Here is a 19,220-nt window from a genome sequence, read left to right as displayed (position 1 = left end):
GTGGAATAAAACTACATAGATACAGGTAGTCATTCCCCCGGGTACAACGCTTTATATACTAAAAGTTGCCCGGGATTAAGTGTTGAAGTCTTTGGGGCAGGATAAGAACGGCAATAAGAACCCTCCCATACGCTTATACGCACAGCAGGTGTTTTGAAATTGTAATATGGTAATTGCCGGATTCAATTAATTAATAATTGTAATCCGGCAAATATAAGGGATTTATTTCCAATAAACTATCATTTTGGTAATTCAGACGCGGTAAACGGCTTCTGCCGGCCGTTATACTGCTTACGTACCTGCTGTATGTCCGCGGCCGTTACCTTGTCCGCATTATTCTTCCAGGCACTGCGCAGGAAAGTCAACAGCTGCGCAATGTCCGCATCATTGAACTCATCACTGCCTCCAATACCCGGCATATCGCCGTTTATTTCCGGCGCTTTATATACTTTACCATGTACTTCTACCGGCCCGGTTAAACCGTACAATACAATAGAGATAAAGGCTTTTTTATTACCATTTACCCAGTTGCTTTCATTCAACGGCGGCGCCATGGCGGCAATACCTTCTCCGCTTTTACCATGACAGGTCTGGCAAACGGTATTGAATATTTTATACCCGCGGGGCAATGCTGTGCGCAATGCTTCCATCTTTTTAGCGTTGGCTTTGTTATCCAGGTTCTTCAGCACCTTTTCCAGCTGCCGGCGCAATGCCAGCGTGGTATCCGGATTCCAGGCAATCACCTGTTTCAGCAAAGCTGGCTCCCGGTTCACTGCATTGTTGACCAATGCAGAGGCCACATAACGGTTAGGGGCATACGCTTTTATCATTTTCTCTTCCAGTCGCGCGGCAGCTGCCTTGTCGGCTTTTCCGAGTGCGGGCAACAGGTACCCCACTACCGGCGCCAGGTAAGCATTGTCTGATAAGCTGTCTAATGCAGCGGCCATGGCTTTTGCATTACCGCTATTCAACACAAATGGCAATGCGGCCAGCGCCTGCATTTTCAGCATAGCGTTGTTACTTCGCCAGATATCTTCCAGGTCTGTTGCTGTCAACAGATGTAATCCTTCCAGGGTCCAGAGTGCATGCACCTGTACAGCGGAAGCGATATTTGCATGCAGCAATTCCCTTAACGCAGGCAATACTTCCTTTAACTGGCGATCAATGATCAGTTGCTGCGCCTGATCCCGTAAGGTACCGTTGGGCGAGCTGAGTTGCTTCACCAGCCCGGCAGGGCTGTGATCCGCTGGTGATGCGGCTGGCAATGTACCTTCCGGAATAATGCGATAGATACGTCCGGCATTCAGCGGCTGTGTAAGCTGCCGTATTTTCACTTCATTCTTTAAGTATTCTGTGATATACGTTTTATGTTGCAGGATACCACGATACATATCGGCGATATACAGCGCGCCATCCGGGCCTGTTTTTAAATCTACCGGCCGGAAACGCTCGTCGTCACTGGCCAAAAACTCTTTGCCCTGATAGGCCTGTATGCCCTTTACCACAAAGCTGCTATCCGACAGGATGTTTCTTTTGATAAGGTTGGCAGAAGGCTCGGCCACGAAGGCGTTGCCCTGATAAGTAGCCGGCAGCAGATTACCCCGGTAAATCAGGGGGCCGCAGGCGGCGGTGAAGTTGACGAGGCGCAGACTATCATCCAGCGTACCTTTCTGATATCCGCGGTTTACGCCAGGCGTAGGATGTATGGGATAGGTGCGGTTGTCGGGTACTATTCGCTGATCAAAGCCGGCGTCATTCTGCTGGTACGGGTTAGTGCCGCCTAATCCTGGCGGGAAGTAATCGCCCAGCAGGTTTTCTGAGTTGTTATTATAATAGAGGCGTCCCTGGTTGTCTTGGGTGATGCCCCATTGGCCGCGGAAATGAGTGGTTTCCTTCAGCCATTTATTGCCTGCCTTATGGTAACGCCTATCCGATTTTGCGTTGTAGATCCAGTTATCCATGGCTCTTAATAAACCGTTGGGCTGATGTTCTACGTTGCCGCCGGCAGCGTATTGGTCGTCTACCAGTGTTTTTTTGCCGGGCTTGTCGCCGTTAATTTCCACAAACCAGAGCTGTGGTGGCGTGGCCACGAGGATACCGTTCTCAATCAGGCAGATGGCCCTGGGGAGTACCAGCGAGTCGAGGAATACGGTCCTTTTATCCATGACGCCATCGCCGGTGGTATCTTCCAAAATCACCACCTTGCCATCGGGTTTATCTTCCCCGGTACCTACGGTATCGGGCATAAAGCCGGTCATTTCTACCACCCACATGCGACCGCGGTCATCGAACGTCATGGCGACCGGGGCTACCACCATGGGCTCCGCCGCTACCAATTGTACTTTCAGGTCTTTGTCGTAAGTCATATGACGGATGGCTGTCTGTGCATCCAACACGGGTGAGGTAGCATATTGCTTCCGCATGGCCAGAGAATCCTGTTCGTGTTTATTTCCTTGCTGGTGCTGATCCCGCTGCCCACAGGCAAAGAGCGCGAGACATAACGTGGTCATTAAATAGTGGGTACGCTGCATTGTTGTAAATCGATTGCGAAAAGTAAAAATACATTTCTGATCATATTTTTTTTGAAAAATTATAGGAGACAACAGTTTCGCTTCGGCGCGATTTCAAAAAGACTTATCTTCGTCGCTTTATTGGATACATTTTACGATTTATTTGCATTTATGGAACGCTTTCAGGGCATCATAGGCATTGTACTTATCTTGGGCATCGCCTTTTTGTTTTCTAACAACAAAAAAAAGATCAACTACCGATTGGTATTGAGTGGAATTGGGTTGCAGGTAGCCATTGGACTTTTGGTTTTTAAGGTGCCTCCTATTACATGGTTTTTTCAGCGCGTAGGTGATGCCATGGGGAAACTGGAAGCTTTTGCCCGCAAGGGAGCCGCTTTTGTGTACGGTGGTATTGGCATTACCCAGCACGATGGCAGTGTAAAAGATTATGCCGGCGGCGGATTTGTATTTGCATTCAACGTAACGGCTACCATCATCCTGGTATGTGTACTGGTAGCGGTGTTATATCACTATGGCATTATGCAGCGCGTAGTAGCCGTGATTGCGCGGGCCATGAACTTTGTGATGCGGGTAAGTGGTGCAGAAGCACTGAGTAACGTAGCCAGCGCCTTTGTAGGCCAGGTAGAAGCACAGGTAATGATTCGTCCTTATCTCTCCAGCATGACCAAAAGCGAAATACTGGCTTCTATGAGTGGTAGCCTTGCCTGTATTGCCGGCGGTATCCTGGTTGTTTACGTAAACATGGGCTTACAGGCGGGATTACATATTGCACCTTTCCTGATTACGGCCAGTCTCATGGCGGCGCCGGGCGCCCTGGTAATCTCCAAAATCGTATTTCCTGAAACTGAGGAAAGCGTGACTATGGGCCGGGTGAAAATGGAAGTAAAAAGCAATTATACCAACGTGATCGACGCTATTTCACATGGCGCCGGCGATGGTTTTAAAATAGCCATGAACGTTATTGCGATGCTGATTGGTTTTATTGCCTTTATTGCATGTATTGATTGGTGCCTGGTACATCTCGGACATCTTGTCAAGCCTGACTTTAACCTGAGCCTCGACTGGATTTTCGGTAAGTTATTTATGCCAATGGCATGGGCAATCGGCGTACCTTCCGCGGATGTACAGAATGTAGCTACCCTGCTGGGACAGAAACTCACCATCAACGAATTTGTGGCCTTTAAAAGCATGACMGATAAAACCGTACCTATTGTCACCGCGAAAGGCATTGCCATTGTAACCATTGCTATTGCGGGTTTTGCGAACTTCAGCAGCGTGGGTATGCAGATTGGTGGTATCGGGGAACTGGCGCCAGACAGAAGGGCGGATTTGGCCAAGCTGGGGCTGAAAGCGTTGTTGTGTGGTACGCTGGCGTCTTATATGTCGGCCGCCATTGCAGGGATATTGATCTAAGCGATTTTTTGTCTGAGGACAGGATCAGACTGATTTCATATTTTAAAAAGAAGGGAGATAAAAGCGGATTCGCTTCTATCTCCCTTCTTTTTTCAACATATAATTAGTCAGAATAATCAGTCTAATCCTGCCCCCAGACAAAATCCGCGGTTATTTTCGTCAGCAACCGGTATTTACCGGGCAGTTGCTATCTGCTACTCCAGGCGCTTAATCAGACCTGCCTGTATAGCAGCCCATGCTTCGCCTTGTCCTTCTCCTTCCCAGTAATTCTTCATTTCAGAACCGGCTGTAACTTTATTGACTACAGTGATCGCCTGATTTCTGAGTGCGCGGGTTGCGATGAGGTTCAATACGTCCAGCTGATCCAGCGGATCTTCCGGAAAATCCTCGCTGGGTTTACCAACCAATGCCGCCACAGTTTCTGCTGCTGCTAATGCTTCTTCGCAATCCGTTACTTCCAGTGTTTCGATGTTGTTAATGATACGTGCCAAGGTATCCGTAACCAAGCCACCGTCTTTACTGCCAATCAGGTCAAATACCCAATCCTGTGATCCATCATTTTCAAAATTCCTGGTGCCCCATGCGCCCATAGTGTTTACGTTTTTTTATTTTTTTCGAATAAAGAATAAAAGTAATCGTTTCTTTTTACAACAACCAAACCAACCTGCTAGTTCAAACTTCTAAAATCTACCGGTACCAGTTTGCTGACACCTGGCTCCTGCATGGTTACGCCATAGATCACGTCTACAGCGGCCATTGTTTGCTTGTTGTGCGTTACAATAATAAATTGTGAATTATCAGAAAACTTTCTGATCATGTTGGTAAACTTACCCACGTTAGCATCATCCAGTGGCGCATCTACCTCATCGAGGATACAGAAAGGCGCCGGCTTAATCAGGTAAATGGCAAACAACAACGCCGTAGCGGTGAGTGTTTTTTCTCCTCCGGACAGCTGTGTGATGGCTGCCGGACGCTTACCTTTTGGCTTCGCGATGATTTCAATACCGGTATCAGCCAGGTTGGAGGGATCGCTCAGGATCATGTCGCACTGGTCTTCTTCGGTAAACAGCGCCTTAAATACCCGGATAAAGTTTTCCTTCACCTGGTTAAAAGTATCCAGGAACTTTTGGTTCGCGGTGGTTTCCACTTCCTGGATAGTTGCCAGCAGGGAGTCTTTCGCGTTCACCAGATCCGTTTTCTGTTCCAGGATAAACTCATATCTTTTCTTCATTTCCTGATAAGCTTCGATGGCGGTAGGGTTGATTTCTCCCATATTTTCCATCCGCTTTTTCAGTCGTTCTGCACTACCCTGCAACTCTTCTACCGGCAGTTCGGAGCTGCGTTGTTCATCAATGATTTCATCGAGGTTCACTTTGAACTCCACACTGAGCCTTTCTTTCATGGTGGTCAGTTGCAGCTTCAGCTCATTCACTTTATCCTTGATGGTATTGAGTTGCTGATCCAGTTGCTCTCTGGCGCGCTGTTTTGCTCTCAGCGTGCTTTCCAGCTCCTGCAGGTGGTTACGGAAGTTATAGTATTCCTGGTCTTTTTCGTTGAGTGCTTTTTCTTCTTCTTCACGTTGACGGAACAGTTCTACCAGTCCATCATCTGCGTGGCTCAGTTTTTCAACAGCAGCAGCAATATGGCCTACGGCATCTTCCAACTGCGTTTTATTACTGGTAATCTGCACGTGCAGGTCCGACAGTTGCTTGCGCTTAAACTCCAGCTCCTGTTTGAGGGCCTGCACTTTACTTTGCTGACGGGTATGTTGCAGGTTTTGGTTATTGAACTGCACCGTTGCCATGTTAAACTGTTGTTCGGCTTCCTGCGACATCCGGTCGGCATCGGTAATGCTGTCCTGCAGTTCGGTGACTCTTTCATTGAGTCCTTCCAGTTCATCTCTGACGCCGGAAATGCTTTCCTGGTTGGTGGCCAGTGATTGCTGCATTTCCTCGAGGCGTTTATCGCCGGCTTCAATGAGGTGATGGAAGTTTTCAATCCTATTCTGGAGGCCAAACAGCTGATTGCTCAACTGGTTTACCTTTTCCCGTGCAGCATTGATATTATTTTCGTTGAGTTGGCTGTTGTAGCCTAATACTTCGTCGTGTTTCTGTTGCAGGGCTATTTTCAGGCGGCCTACCACGGCTTCGAGATCTTTGATCTCTACTTCCAGTTTCTCCAGGTTTTTAGCCCGGCCCAGTTTCTTTCCTTCAAATAAACCTACAGATCCACCGCTGATATTGTATTTACCGCGGTGCATGCGGCCGGATTTTTCCACCAGCAGCATTCTTTCGTCTGCCAGCTGGCTGAATTCCAGGCGTGTCAGGTCTTCCCCGATAAATACCTTGCCCAGCAGGTGTTGGCCGAGGCCTTTGTATTTCTCTTCAATTTCCACTACTTCTAATGCCGGGATGGTGCCGGGAGGCGCCAGCAGCGGGGTATTGTCGGTGCGGAACTGATCGAGAATAAAGAAATTCGCTTTCCCTTTTTTGTTGGCATCGAGCAGTTGTATGGCTTGTACCGCTTCGTGAACGTTGTTCACCACATAGTAGCTCAGATAGGGCTCCAACAGATTTTCCACGCAGGTGCGATATTCTTCTTTACAGAAAAATATATCACTCAGGATGGGGGCATTATTATTCCAGTCGGGATTTTTCTTCAGAAATTTAATACTCTCGGGATAGCCTTCAAGGCTGTCTACCAGCGATTTGAGGAGGTCGAACTCATTCTTTTTGGAATCGAGGGTTCGGTTCTCATCTACCAGTTTATCACGCAACCCTTCAATATCGGATTGGGTGGCGAGGATTTTCCCTTTGGTTTCTTCCTGGAACCGCACCATGGCTTCCAGGTCGGTTTTGCTGGTGTTGAGGGTTTGTTGCAGCGCCTCTTTTTCTGTTTCCAGCTGGGCTATTTGTTGCTGGCGGCCCACTTTCTCCTCCTGCAGTTGTTGCATACTGCGTTGCAGGTTCTGTACGGAGGTATCGGCTACCGCTACTTTCTTTTCTGCTTCAAACTGTTGCCGTTGCCAGCGTTGCTGGTCGTTACGCAGGTTTTCGAGGGCTTGTTTCTTCTGGTGAAAACGTTCTTTCTTTTCCTCCACCATGTCGCGGAGGGTGTCCAGTTCGTCTGCCATGGTGTCAAACACTTCTCCTTCTTCTGTTACCTGTTTCTCGGTAAATTCGATGGAAGTGGTGAGGCCCTGCAGTTGTCCTTCTGCATTGTTGAGGAAGTCGTTGATGCTTTTCTCACGTTCCCGCAAATAGGTTAATTGCTGGGTGGCGAGGTTTTTATCATTTTCCTTGGTACGGATGGTAGAAACGAGTTCATTGAAAGATTTCTGCAGGGTTTGCAGTTCTCTTTCTTTGGCCACGAAGTGTAGCTTATCTTGTTCAACGGCGGCTTCGGCTGTCAGGATTTCTGTTTCCAGGGCCAGTTTGCGGTCGCTTTCCGCCTGCTGGGTTTCCGACAGTTCTTTAAAGTTGATGTTGAAACCTTCCAGGGCGGCTTTCGCCAGTTCTATACTTATTTCGCGGTATTCTTTTTTTACTTCGTAGAAGCGTTCGGCTTTGCGGGCCTGGCTTTCCAGTGTTTTGAGGTTGTTATTGATTTCGAATAACAGATCCTCAATACGGTTAAGATCCCCTTCTGTGGCGTCCAGTTTGGATTTAGCTTCCTTTTTACGGGTTTTGTATATGGAGATGCCTGCCGCTTGTTCCAGCATACGACGACGGCTGTTTTCCTTATCCTTGATGATATCGTCTACCATGCCCAACTCAATGATGGCATAGGAATCGGTACTCACCCCGGTGTCCATGAAGAGGTTATGAATATCTTTCAGGCGGCAGGCTACATCGTTGAGCCGGTATTCACTGTCGCCGTTTTTATAAAATTTACGTGTAATCGTCACCGTGGTGAACTCGGTGGGCAGTACATTTTTGGTATTTTCGAAGGTAAGGCTTACTTCTGCCATACCGCTTGCGGAGCGGCTTTTGGAGCCGTTGAACACTAATCCCGCCTGATTATCAGAGCGGAGGTTACTGATTTTGTGTTCGCCGATTACCCAGCGAATGGAGTCGATGATATTACTTTTGCCGCAACCATTTGGCCCAATCACCCCAGTGATCCCCTCATCAAACTGCAAAACGGTTTTATCTGCAAAACTTTTAAAGCCTTTTATTTCTAGTGTTTTTAAGCGCACGTCGTACTCCGAGGTTTTTTAAGGCGTCAAAGATATAATTTTACCCGAATCAAAAAGTAATTTAAGTGAGATGCGATAATATCATCTGATTATTTATACACAATCAGGTGTCATTTACTCCCGCACGCAGCACGCTTCAAAACTGTAATAGACTGGTTATAAATATAGTAAAAAGATCAATTAGAATTAAATTGGGTGTGAGAAAAATACCAAATAAAGCGCTGAAAGGGGAAAGCGTAAAGCAAAAAGGTATTGTAGCGGATGGATGTTAGCGGATTTTTATTTTTGGACAGGATTCACTAAGATCCATCCGCTACAATACCTTTTTGCTTTACGCTTTATGCTTTATGCTCGCTATATTTGCGGCACAAAACCCATATCGTTTGCGAACAGAACAGCTGATCAACAATATTAAGAATTTCCTTTACAGTTATCATTTCAGTAACGGCATGCGTACCACCATCAGCGTGGTAGTGCCGTCCATGGTATTTGCCGGAATGGGGAAGCTGGATCTGGGCATTGCCATGTCCATGGGCGCCTTGTGTACCGCGCTCAGCGACGTTCCCGGCACCATCATCCATAAACGAAATGGACTGATCATCAGTACCATCCTCATTTTCATTACCGCACTCGGTACAGGGCTGCTCATCCCCTACACCATTCCCATGGCGCTGTGGATAGCCGGCTGCTGCTTTATGTTCGCCATGTTACTGGTATATGGCAACCGTGGCGGCAATATTGGTACCGCCGCCCTGCTGGTAATGGTATCCATACTGGGAGAAACACAGCTCACCCCTAAACTGACCCTGCTGCACGCCTCCATGGCGCTGCTGGGCAGCATCTGGTACGCCATACTGGCCCTCACCCTCTGGCAGATCCGCCCTTATCTGAATGTACAACAGGCGCTGGGCGACTGTATCATTCAAACCGCCCGCTACCTGGAAACAAGGGCCAATTTTTATACCCCCGGCATTAATGTAGCTGAAAACTATAAAGCAGTACTGGCCCAACAGGTGATCGTAAACGAAAAACAGGAACAGGTACGGGAACTGCTGCTGAAAAGGCGTTCCGCCCAACAAGGTACTACCAGTATCAACAAAAGCATGGTGCTGATATTCCTGGATATGGTGGATCTGCAGGAACAGATCATGGCCTCACAAACGGATTACAACGCCCTCCAGGCCGATTTCAAAGACCAGGAAATACTGGAAAAATTCCATGCCCTCATCCTGGAATTCACGACGGAACTACAAAATATCGGGATGGCCGTAGCAGCCGGACAACGCTCCCTGCCCAAAACCAACCTAAAATTTGAAATGGAGAAGGTAAAACAGGCTATCGCCGACATTACCCTGAAACTCCCCACCCTCAAGGAAAGAACCCGTACTATCCCGCTCACCAATATCCTGCAAAACCTGCAGGACATGGCCCAGCGCATTTATAACCTGCATCGACTCACCCGCCTGGAACGACTGAAAGACGAATCCATCGATCCTAAACTGGAACTGTCTAAATTCACCACGCGGCAGAAATATGATTTCGAAACGTTCCGGGATAACCTCACGTTCAAGTCGCATATTTTCCGCCATGCCATCCGTGTAAGCCTGGCCACCGTATTGGGTTACGGACTAGGCGTGGTATTGCATCTGGATCGCGTATACTGGATACTCCTCACCATTGTAGTGATCCTGAAGCCAGGATTTGGCTTAACCAAATCACGCAGCATACAACGTTTAATCGGTACCGTTACCGGGGCACTATTCGCCGCTGGCCTGCTTTACGTGACGAATAACAATACTGTTATTTTCATCGCCATGCTGCTATGCATCCTGGGATCTTATAGTTTTATGAGCTTCCAGTATACCCTCAGTGTATTTTTTGTGACGCCTTTTATCATTTTCCTCCTGCATTTCCTGCATCCGTCGGACCTCTACAATGTGACGCAGCGGGTATTGGATACTTTCATTGGCGGAGGCATCGCCTTCTTTGCCAATATGCTGCTGTGGCCGGCCTGGGAGCATAACCTCCTCCCGGACTACATGAAGAAAATGATGGATACCAACCGCAAATATTTTGAGCTGGTGATGCGGGCTTACTCCAATGAAAAAGTATCCGTGACGGATTTTAAGCTGGCCAGAAAAGATACCTATGTGGCAAGCGCCAATATGATGGCGGCTTTCCAACGTATGCTGTCGGAACCCAAGAGCAAACAAAAAAATGGTTCGCAGGTCTATCACTATGTGGTACTGAACCACACGCTTACCTCTCATACCGCCGCACTGGCGGCTTACAACATGCACCATGGGGTGCTGTTTCCAAGGCCTGAATACCGGGAAATCACCGATTACCTGCTCCATAATATGGATCAACTGATACTGATGATCGATCCTGCTACTAATTCCAACGCCAGCATTTCGCCACAGGTACACGCCTTCGATCGCCTGGATGATCACCTGGAATCACTGGTGCACAAAAGACAGCAGGAAATCAATGATGGCATGGGGCCCACGCCTACCCGCGATGAAATGCTGGAAACCAAACAGGTGCATGATCAGCTGATAGCGATCCTCTCACTGATAAGGGATATGGGGAAAGCGCTGACAAGAGCTGAAAGCGTAAAGGAGAAAGCATAAAGCGATTGAAGCGATTGACCAGTGCGGATTTTGTCTTGTCCAGGATTAAACTGATTACACTGATTTTTATATTTTGATTTAAAAAAGATGATGGGAGATCGAAGCAAGTATCAGCTTCAATCTCCCATCATCTTTTTAATACTATAAAATATAATCAGTGTAATCAGTTTAATCCTGGGCAAGACAAAATCCGCGTTACTCTGCTCTCAAACTCTTCACGGGATTCGTCAACGCTGCTTTCACCGATTGGAAGCTGATCGTCATTAAAGTGATCAACACAATCAGGATAGCTGCAGCTATAAATATCCCCGGACCAATATGAATGCTATAGGCGAAGCCTTTCAGCCATTGRCTGCTGGCCCACCACGCTACAGGAAACGCAATGAGAATAGCCATCCCCACCAGTTTCAGGAAATCTTTTGATAACATCATCACAATAGTTCCTACAGTGGCTCCCAGTACTTTGCGGATACCAATTTCCTTCAACCGGCGCTGGGCGGTAAATGCCGCCAGTCCGAATAAACCTAAACAGGATATCAGGATAGCCAGACCAGCGAAATACCGGGATAACAAAGACACCTGTTTTTCCGCGGCATACATCTTATCGTAATTACTATCCAGGAATTTATAATCGAAAGAAAAGCCCGGGTTAAACCGCTGATATAATTGCCCCAATTGGGCAATTGCTGTTTTTTCTCTGCCTGTTTCCAGCTTCACTACGAACTTATATGCGGAAGACCTATCCAACGTAAAAAACAACGGCTTTACTTTATCGTGGAGCGATTGAAAGTGAAAGTCTTTCACCACACCGCCAATATGCATTTTCATTCCCCATAATTCCACCTCTTTTCCAATTGGATGCTGCATGCCCATGAATTTAACAGCAGCTTCATTGAAGATGATCATGGAGGTGTCTGTTCCGAAGTCGCGCGAAAATCCCCTGCCCTCTTTTATTTTAATGTCCAGCGTTTTCAACAGGTCATAGTCGATAGACACTGCCTCGAACTCTGTTCTATCTTTCAGGTCTTTTCCCTCCCATATCACAGCTGAAGTACCAGAGCTATGGCCCGTAAGGGAATGCGCTATACTGGAGGCGTCAATAACACCGGGTATATTCTTTACTTCGGCCAGGAAAGCATCCTGTGCCTGGTTATTATCCAACTTTCCTTCTTTCGTAAAAGTGATGACATGATCTCTATCATACCCCAGATTCTTGGTTTGTATGAAGCTGATCTGGCGATAAATCACCAACACAGCAATGATCAGTATGATAGAAAGACTGAATTGAAAAACCACCAGTCCTTTTCTGACTACCAGTTCTCCTACCGTGCCTCTTAGCTTTCCTTTCAGCACCAGCGCAGGTTTGAAGCCGGACAAATATAAGGCGGGATAACTGCCTGCCAGCAAGCCGGTGAATAAAGTGATGACCAATACGGATATAATTAATCCTGGTTCCAGATGGGATAAAGCCAATTGTTTGCCGGTAATATTATTGAATGCCGGCAGTGCAAACATCACCAATACAACGGCGAGAGCAAGCGCCAGGAAGGCCATCAGCACAGATTCTCCCAGGAATTGCAACATGAGTGAGCCACGGCCTGCCCCCATCGCTTTTTTCACCCCTACTTCTTTAGCCCTGCCCGATGCCTTGGCTGTCGAGAGGTTCATGAAATTAATACAGGCAATCACCAGGATAAAAATGGCAATGAGGGAAAAGAGTCGTACATAATCTATTCGTCCTCCTACCTGTATCCCGTTTTCGTAGCGTGCATGAAGGTACCGGGTGGAATACCGCTGGATAAAGGGCGTACGGTAGGTAATGTCATTATTGGTATTCCGCTTAATGAAGTCAGCCAGTTTTATATTGAACTTCACCGGATCTGTACCTGGCTTCAGGGTCAGGTAAGTAGACGGACCTGTACTTCCCCAATTATCTACATTCTCTACAATCCTGGGATAGGCCATTACGGGCAGTACAAAGTCAAACTGATCTGACGACTGCTGCCCCGGCGATTTAAATATCCCCGTTACCATGAACTGATCCTCATGCTGCATCTCTACTGTTCTGCCGATAATATTCGTTGTAGTACCAAATAGTTTCTTCGCCAGCTGATCTGATAAAACGATAGACTTCTTTTCCTGCAGTACCTGCGAGGCATTACCCTGAATCAAGTCATAAGAAAACATCTTAAAGAAATCTTTGCCGGCATATTTCCCATTTGATTTAAGACTATTGTCATTATTTACAGATAGCGTCGCTTTAGGTATCCAGTCTGTAATTGCCGTGTACTCTACTTCTGGCATTTGTTTCACCAGGGCGTCAGCCATGGGGACAGATGAAGACTGTGCCGTCCATATACCACTGGCCTGCACCCGGTTTTCCATTACCTGGTAGAGGTTAGCATCTTGTTTATGAAAACGGTCCATTTGCAATTCATCATTCACCCAGATGTAAATGAGCAGTGCACAGGCCAAACCCGTTGAAAGCCCAACCAGGTTGAGGATAGCAAACCTGCGATCTTTTATCAGATTACGCCAGGCAATCGCCAGATAATTTCTAAACATAAGAATATATTGCTTATTCCAGGATCGACAAAGGAAATGCCACGCCCCACTCTATGTATCCAACAATATCATACATATTATTATTTTACACAAACTGTTCGATACTGCACAGTGTTCGTTCGCATACATAGCATGATAGTTATAGCCGTACCCGGCTGTATATAAACAGCACAGCACCGCATGCTGCGGTGCTGTGCCTCTTCAAATATCATATACTGGCTTATTTAGCCGGAATATCCATAATGGTAAACTGATCGGTCACCGGGTTAATAGCTGCCAGCACCTGGTCGAAGAAAGCCGGGCCTTCTGCAGCATACCAGGGCAGCAGGTTTTCCTTGCGCTCCTGCAGGGAACCAGCCGGAAACAGTTTATTTTTCAACTGCCGGATCTGGTCTGTTTGCCAGGCAAACTTTTTCTTTTCTGCACGCAGGAATTTATGCTCCAGTTTTCCGATCGACTTCAAAGCTTTGGTCCTTTCGGAGCCGGTGGTGGCMACCAGCGTTACATCAATGCTGCGGGCCTTTGCCTMCAGCGCGTCAAACAACTGTTCTACTGCCGCATATTCATCTTTCAGCACCAGCGAAGCATTGGTATGTTGTTTCACATAGTCATTAACGATATCTTCTGTACGCTTAAACAGTTCATTAATATTAATCCCCAGCTTTTGCATTCTTTGCCGGGATAACTCGTCGGTCAGCAACAGCGAATTACGCAATAACAAAATGGGGAATGGCACTTTGTAGTGCGCAAACAATTGCTGTAACTCCAGCCAGTAGGCTATTTCACCTCCTCCACCTATAAAGGCCAGGTTAGGCAATATGGTTTCCTGGAACATGCCACGCAAGATTACATTGGGGCTGAAGCGCTCTGGGTGTGCTTCCAGCTCCGCTTCCAGTGAGGCAGCGGTAAAAGTCAACGAGGTGTGTAATACTTTCCACTGATCGCCCTCCCGCACAATGCGTTCACGCATCCCATCCTGTAAATAAAAAAGATTTATTTCCCGGGGATTGGCCTGCATTTTATAATGCTCCGTCAGTTTTTCCAGGGTACTGTTGACGATGCCATAAGACACCTGATTAAATAATTCATCCTTTATAACGGGCAGGTATAAACGTTTTAACGCCGGACTGTCCGGTACCAGCACCACCAGGCCCAGGCGGCCAAACAGTGCATCTACCAGATATAAGGTAGCTTCCTGTATATTCTTATGACCGAGGTAGGCTTTACGCAACAATTCCATCAGCTCGTCGGCATGGGGTGCATAGCCGATGGCTTTCTTTACATCGGCCAGCATGGCTTCCAGTCCTTCGGGATGCATGCGGCCTACCGCGCCCTGCTGACTGGTATTCCACGTCAGCGTTTTTCCATCTATATAAATACTACCTAATTCCTCCAGATCAGCATCTTCACTCCCCATGTAATATACCGGCACAAAGTTATACTGCGGATATTGCTGTTTCAGAGTAGCGCAAAGCTTAATCGTTTGCAGGATTTTATAAGCGAAATAAAGATAACCAGTGAAGACATTGGGTTGGTGCGCGGTACACACCGTAAAAGTGGTAGGCTGCAACAGGGCGGTAATATTGTCCTGCACCGCTTTTGCAGGTTCGAGCGAAGCATATTGTGCTTCCAGTGCGGCTACCAGCGCGGCTCTCGGTGTATCAAAATTTTGCCTGGCCTTAATAGCCGCGACAAAGTCCGGATGTACAGGAGAATAGGTATAAAACGGTCTGATCTGCGGATGCTCTACTAAAAAATCTGTTACCAGCTGGTTAAAATAACCAGTTTTCCCATAAGGAATATACTCCAGCATATTGAGTTGCGAATTACGAATTACCAATTACAAGATCGATGCAGTGCCAACACATCGAAACTTTTGAATGTACGAAGTTAGGTAAATACTTAATTGGTTGGTCAATTTATGGTTGGCCGGTATCTTTTACGCCCCTGTTCTTTCCTCCCAACGCGTAGAGCAGCAACCCCGCAAAACGGATCATCCGCCCTTTGGCGCTTGTTTTGAAGGAGTAACAGGATGGACGGCCGAATGGCCAATTACTTTCATTGAAACTGATGCATTATGAAAATAGCGATACTGGCTCCCGTAGCATGGCGTACCCCTCCCCGGCATTATGGCCCCTGGKAACAAATGGCCAGCAACCTGGCCGAAGGATTAGTAGCAAAAGGAGTAGATGTGACGCTGTTCGCCACCGCTGATTCTATTACCGATGGCCGGCTGTTGGCTATCATCCCCAAAGGATATGAAGAAGATCCCAATGCAGACGCGAAAGTAAATGAGTGTATGCATATCAGTTACCTGATGGAACAGGCGCGCGATTTTGACATCATCCATAATCATTTCGACTTCCTGCCGCTCACCTGGTCCCGGTTGATCAAAACGCCGATGGTAACAACGATACACGGTTTTTCTTCTCCCAAAATATTACCAGTATACCAGCGTTACAACGATCGCGTGAGCTATGTATCTATCAGCAACGCCGACCGGCATCCCAGCCTGCATTATGCAGCCACTATTTATAATGGCATCCAACCGGCAGATTTTGTTTTTGAACCGGTGCCAGATGATTACCTGCTATACTACGGCCGCATTCACCCGGACAAAGGCGCCCATGAAGCCATACAGATAGCCCTGCATACCGATCGACGCCTGCTCATGGCAGGTATTATCCAGGACGAAGCCTACTATCTGGAGAAAGTAAAACCTTATATAGATAACGTTCAAATCCAGTACCTGGGTGCTGTAGGCGGGCGGCAACGCAGTGAATTACTAGGCAGGGCGCAGGCGTTATTACATCCTATTCAGTTTAATGAACCCTTCGGGCTGAGTGTAGCGGAAGCCATGCACTGTGGTACCCCCGTGATTGCCTTTAACAAAGGCGCGATGCCGGAACTGATTGTGGACCGTAAAACGGGTTTTCTTGTAAATGACGTACAAGAGGCCGCGGCCGTGGTAGAAGACCTGAGTCTGATTAAACGCCTCGACTGTCATTTACATGCCAGCAGTGCATTCAGCGCGGAAAAAATGGTGGAAGGATATTTATCGCTGTACAATAGATTATAGTAACAAGAGTAAGGGCTAACTGGTGTTAGCCCTTACTCTTGCTATACCCCGTCTGCTTTTATCTGCGACAACAACTTCTCGAGGTTGACTGTCGCAAATCCGGAGGCATAATCGGACAGGCCGTATGGGATAATCAATTCATCGTTGTGAATCATGGAGCCRCAGGAGTACAATACATTGGGTACGTATCCTTCACGCTCATCTTTGTTCGGCATCAGCAAGGGTTCCCGCAGGCGCCCAATTTCTATATTGGGGTTCTCCAGATCCAGCAGGCTGGCGCCAATACAATAGGTACGCATGGGACCTACGCCATGGGTAATCACCAGCCACCCATCTGGTGTTTCAATGGGAGAACCGCAGTTACCTACCTGTACAAACTCCCAGGCATACTTAGGTGTATGCAGTATTTGCGGATTCTCCCAGATATTGATTTTATCGGAATACATGATGTATCCGTTGATACCATCTATCCGGGAGATCATTACATATTTGCCATTTATTTTGCGGGGAAACAGCGCCAGGTTCTTGTTCTGTGCGCCTTCTCCATACAGGGGCATGATTTTGAAATTGTAGAAATCTTTTGTTTGCAGCAGCTTGGGCTGAATAGTGATGCCGTCGTAGGCGGTATAAGTAGCGTAGTAGGTAACGTTGCCGTTTTCGCTGGTATATTTTACGAAGCGGGCATCTTCTATTCCGCGGCTTTCTGCATCTGAATAAGGGAAAATAACGCGATCCGACAGATCCGTGTCCAGTGAAAAATTCAATTCATAGTAGGAGTCTGCCAGCCAGAGCACTCTTTCCAGGCCTTTCTTCAGCAGATGATCCACCTGGAAACGCTGTTGCATTTCGCGGATTACTTTTTTAAGTGCCAGGTATTCGAACTGATCTGGTAAACTACTTTGTATTTCCTGCATCACGGAATCCGGTAGCCGGATAGATACCGCGTTCTGGAAAAAAGTATGTTTTTGGTAGATGGAATTGCGGATGACTTCCGCTTCATCTACATAATTGCCCGGCGCTATCAGAGAAATTTCATTGCGTTTGTCGATAATCCCGGATCTGAAAGCAATAGAAGATACGTGTCCTTCTCCTACTGCACGAAAGCTCATGATTACGCGCTTCTGCCCTTCTTCCAGACCGCTCTGGTCTATATCTTCAATCAATGAAGGATTGAAGAACGCAGCGGATTCAATAGAATATTCATTGGTAAAAAAGGAACCAGTGAGGAGTTTTCGTTTGAGTGACCACTCGTCGTAGTCAATCTGCAGGCTGGGAAACAAGTGCCGCAGCCGGTCTGCGTGTCTTTCAAAAATCCGGGTAATATTCCGGTGGCGACGGGAGAACTCTCTGAGTATAGGCAGAATCGTTATGTCAACCTCCACATCGCTCATCATCGCCACTTGCTGAATAATTGATTTTGCCCTGGCCTCTCCGTTGAAAAAAAACCTTGCTACAACGCGTTTCAGGTCAGGGTAAATCTTTGCGGATTTCCGCTCGATTGACAATCGCATGTTTTATGTTTTGTTAAATACTAAATCCATCTTCCAACACCACCCCCTTTTTAACAACAACAATGCCGTCTTTCACGGTATATTTTTCAAAGTCGCCATCAGCCAAATGCTTGCCTCCATTAATATGTACGCCGTTTCCGATACTGCAGTTTTTATCGATGATGGCGTTGTTGATAATACAATTCTCGCCGATGCCCATAGTAGGGCGGCCTGCGGCTCTTGCATTTTCTATTTCGTCGAGCGTTTGGTAGTAGTCGCTCCCCATGATGTACGCATTGCTGATTTCAGAGCCTTTCCCAATACGCGTACGTATGCCTACCACCACCCTTTCGAGACGGTTTGCCATTATAATACAACCATCGGCGATCATTGTTTTCTCCATGTGGCCGGAAATTTTTGCCGGAGGCAACATTCTGGCCCTGCTATAGATGGTTTGTGATTCGTCGAAGAGGTTAAATAAAGGAATTTCATCGGTGAGGCCGATATTGGCTTCGAAGAAGGATTCGATGTTACCAATGTCTGTCCAGTAGCCTTCGTACTGGTAACTGAAGATTCTTCTTTGGGCTTCAATAGCCTGTGGGATGAGCTGTTTACCGAAGTCGGCGGCTTCCGGCTGATCATTGAGCATATCAAAAAGCACCTTCCTGTTGAAGATGTAGATACMCATGCTGGCCAGATAAATGCGGCCTTCTTTCTGCATTTCCTCGCTTACTTCTGATGCCCACGGTGGTAGCACCGCCTGGGAAGGCTTCTCCGTAAAAGATACAATAGCGCCTTTCTCATCTTCCTTTAATATCCCAAAATCAGAAGCATCCCTGGCGCTTACGGGAATAGTGGCAATAGATATTTCCGCGCCGGTGTCAATATGGTGGCGGATCATCTTTTTAAAATCCATCTGGTACAACTGATCACCGGACAAAATGAGTACATACTCAAACTCAAAGTTCTCCATGTGATGAATACATTGCCTTACCGCATCTGCCGTACCCTGGTACCAGGTGGGATTATCGGGCGTTTGCTCCGCCGCCAGGATGTCTACAAAACCCTTATCAAAATTGCTGAAATGATAAGTGTTCTTAATGTGTTTGTTCAGGGAGGCTGAATTGAACTGGGTGAGTACAAAAATGCGGTTCAGTTCAGCATTCAAACAATTGGAGATAGGAATATCCACCAGTCTGTATTTACCAGCCAATGGCACCGCTGGCTTGGAACGGCGACGGGTAAGTGGATACAGGCGGGTGCCGGCCCCTCCTCCGAGAATAATGGATATTACATCGTTAGTCATAATGG

Annotated in this window: 10 protein-coding genes; 3 read left to right on the top strand and 7 right to left on the bottom strand. The window is 47.1% G+C overall.

The features are described from left to right. Positions 1-239 precede the first annotated feature (239 nt). A complete protein-coding gene (locus AC1DFM_RS29030) occupies positions 240-2,510 on the bottom strand; it encodes a DUF7133 domain-containing protein (protein ID WP_477080282.1) in 2,271 nt (756 codons plus the stop codon). A 171-nt stretch (positions 2,511-2,681) separates the two neighbouring features. Between AC1DFM_RS29030 and AC1DFM_RS29025 the strand changes: the two genes are divergently transcribed. Continuing rightward, positions 2,682-3,944 carry a NupC/NupG family nucleoside CNT transporter gene (locus AC1DFM_RS29025; RefSeq protein ID WP_477080281.1) on the top strand — a complete coding sequence of 421 codons (1,263 nt, stop codon included), beginning with the start codon at positions 2,682-2,684 and terminating at the stop codon, positions 3,942-3,944. Positions 3,945-4,138: 194 nt separating this feature from the next. Here the strand turns inward: AC1DFM_RS29025 and AC1DFM_RS29020 are convergent, their stop codons facing one another. Together AC1DFM_RS29020 and smc are read right to left on the bottom strand one after the other, a co-directional pair. Next, positions 4,139-4,534 carry a DUF4259 domain-containing protein gene (locus AC1DFM_RS29020; RefSeq protein ID WP_477080280.1) on the bottom strand — a complete coding sequence of 132 codons (396 nt, stop codon included), beginning with the start codon at positions 4,532-4,534 and terminating at the stop codon, positions 4,139-4,141. Positions 4,535-4,611: 77 nt separating this feature from the next. After that, the gene (gene smc / locus AC1DFM_RS29015) at positions 4,612-8,142 is read right to left on the bottom strand and encodes a chromosome segregation protein SMC (RefSeq protein WP_477080279.1); all 3,531 of its coding nucleotides are present in this window, start codon (positions 8,140-8,142) and stop codon (positions 4,612-4,614) included. A 383-nt stretch (positions 8,143-8,525) separates the two neighbouring features. On the opposite strand from smc, the gene AC1DFM_RS29010 reads away from it, so the two are divergent. Then, positions 8,526-10,775, top strand: a complete 2,250-nt coding sequence (locus tag AC1DFM_RS29010) for an FUSC family protein (protein WP_477080278.1) — start codon at positions 8,526-8,528, stop codon at positions 10,773-10,775. A gap of 195 nt (positions 10,776-10,970) precedes the next feature. Here AC1DFM_RS29010 and AC1DFM_RS29005 read toward each other — a convergent pair whose 3' ends face one another. Together AC1DFM_RS29005 and bshC are read right to left on the bottom strand one after the other, a co-directional pair. Then, a complete protein-coding gene (locus AC1DFM_RS29005) occupies positions 10,971-13,340 on the bottom strand; it encodes an ABC transporter permease (RefSeq protein WP_477080277.1) in 2,370 nt (789 codons plus the stop codon). 220 nt (positions 13,341-13,560) lie between these two features. After that, positions 13,561-15,153: a bacillithiol biosynthesis cysteine-adding enzyme BshC gene (gene bshC, locus AC1DFM_RS29000; protein WP_477080276.1), complete on the bottom strand. Its 1,593-nt coding sequence runs from the start codon at positions 15,151-15,153 to the stop codon at positions 13,561-13,563. A 264-nt stretch (positions 15,154-15,417) separates the two neighbouring features. On the opposite strand from bshC, the gene AC1DFM_RS28995 reads away from it, so the two are divergent. Beyond that, positions 15,418-16,419 (top strand): glycosyltransferase family 4 protein, encoded by a 1,002-nt coding sequence (locus AC1DFM_RS28995; RefSeq protein ID WP_477080275.1) that lies wholly within the window; start codon positions 15,418-15,420, stop codon positions 16,417-16,419. 41 nt (positions 16,420-16,460) lie between these two features. Here the strand turns inward: AC1DFM_RS28995 and AC1DFM_RS28990 are convergent, their stop codons facing one another. Together AC1DFM_RS28990 and AC1DFM_RS28985 are read right to left on the bottom strand one after the other, a co-directional pair. Continuing rightward, positions 16,461-17,930 (bottom strand): glycoside hydrolase family 130 protein, encoded by a 1,470-nt coding sequence (locus AC1DFM_RS28990; protein WP_477080274.1) that lies wholly within the window; start codon positions 17,928-17,930, stop codon positions 16,461-16,463. A gap of 13 nt (positions 17,931-17,943) precedes the next feature. Continuing rightward, positions 17,944-19,215: a glucose-1-phosphate adenylyltransferase gene (locus AC1DFM_RS28985; RefSeq protein WP_477080273.1), complete on the bottom strand. Its 1,272-nt coding sequence runs from the start codon at positions 19,213-19,215 to the stop codon at positions 17,944-17,946. Positions 19,216-19,220 lie beyond the last annotated feature (5 nt).

It is taken from the genome of Chitinophaga sp. 05T412 (genome assembly GCF_056396465.1).
This window is presented reverse-complemented; position numbering and strand designations above follow the sequence as displayed.

Bases quoted from the DNA above. Each gene is read 5' to 3' on its own strand.
- AC1DFM_RS29030 (WP_477080282.1), bottom strand. From the start codon at position 2,510: ATGACCACGTTATGTCTCGCGCTCTTTGCCTGTGGGCAGCGGGATCAG.
- AC1DFM_RS29020 (WP_477080280.1), bottom strand. From the start codon at position 4,534: ATGGGCGCATGGGGCACCAGGAATTTTGAAAATGATGGATCACAGGAT.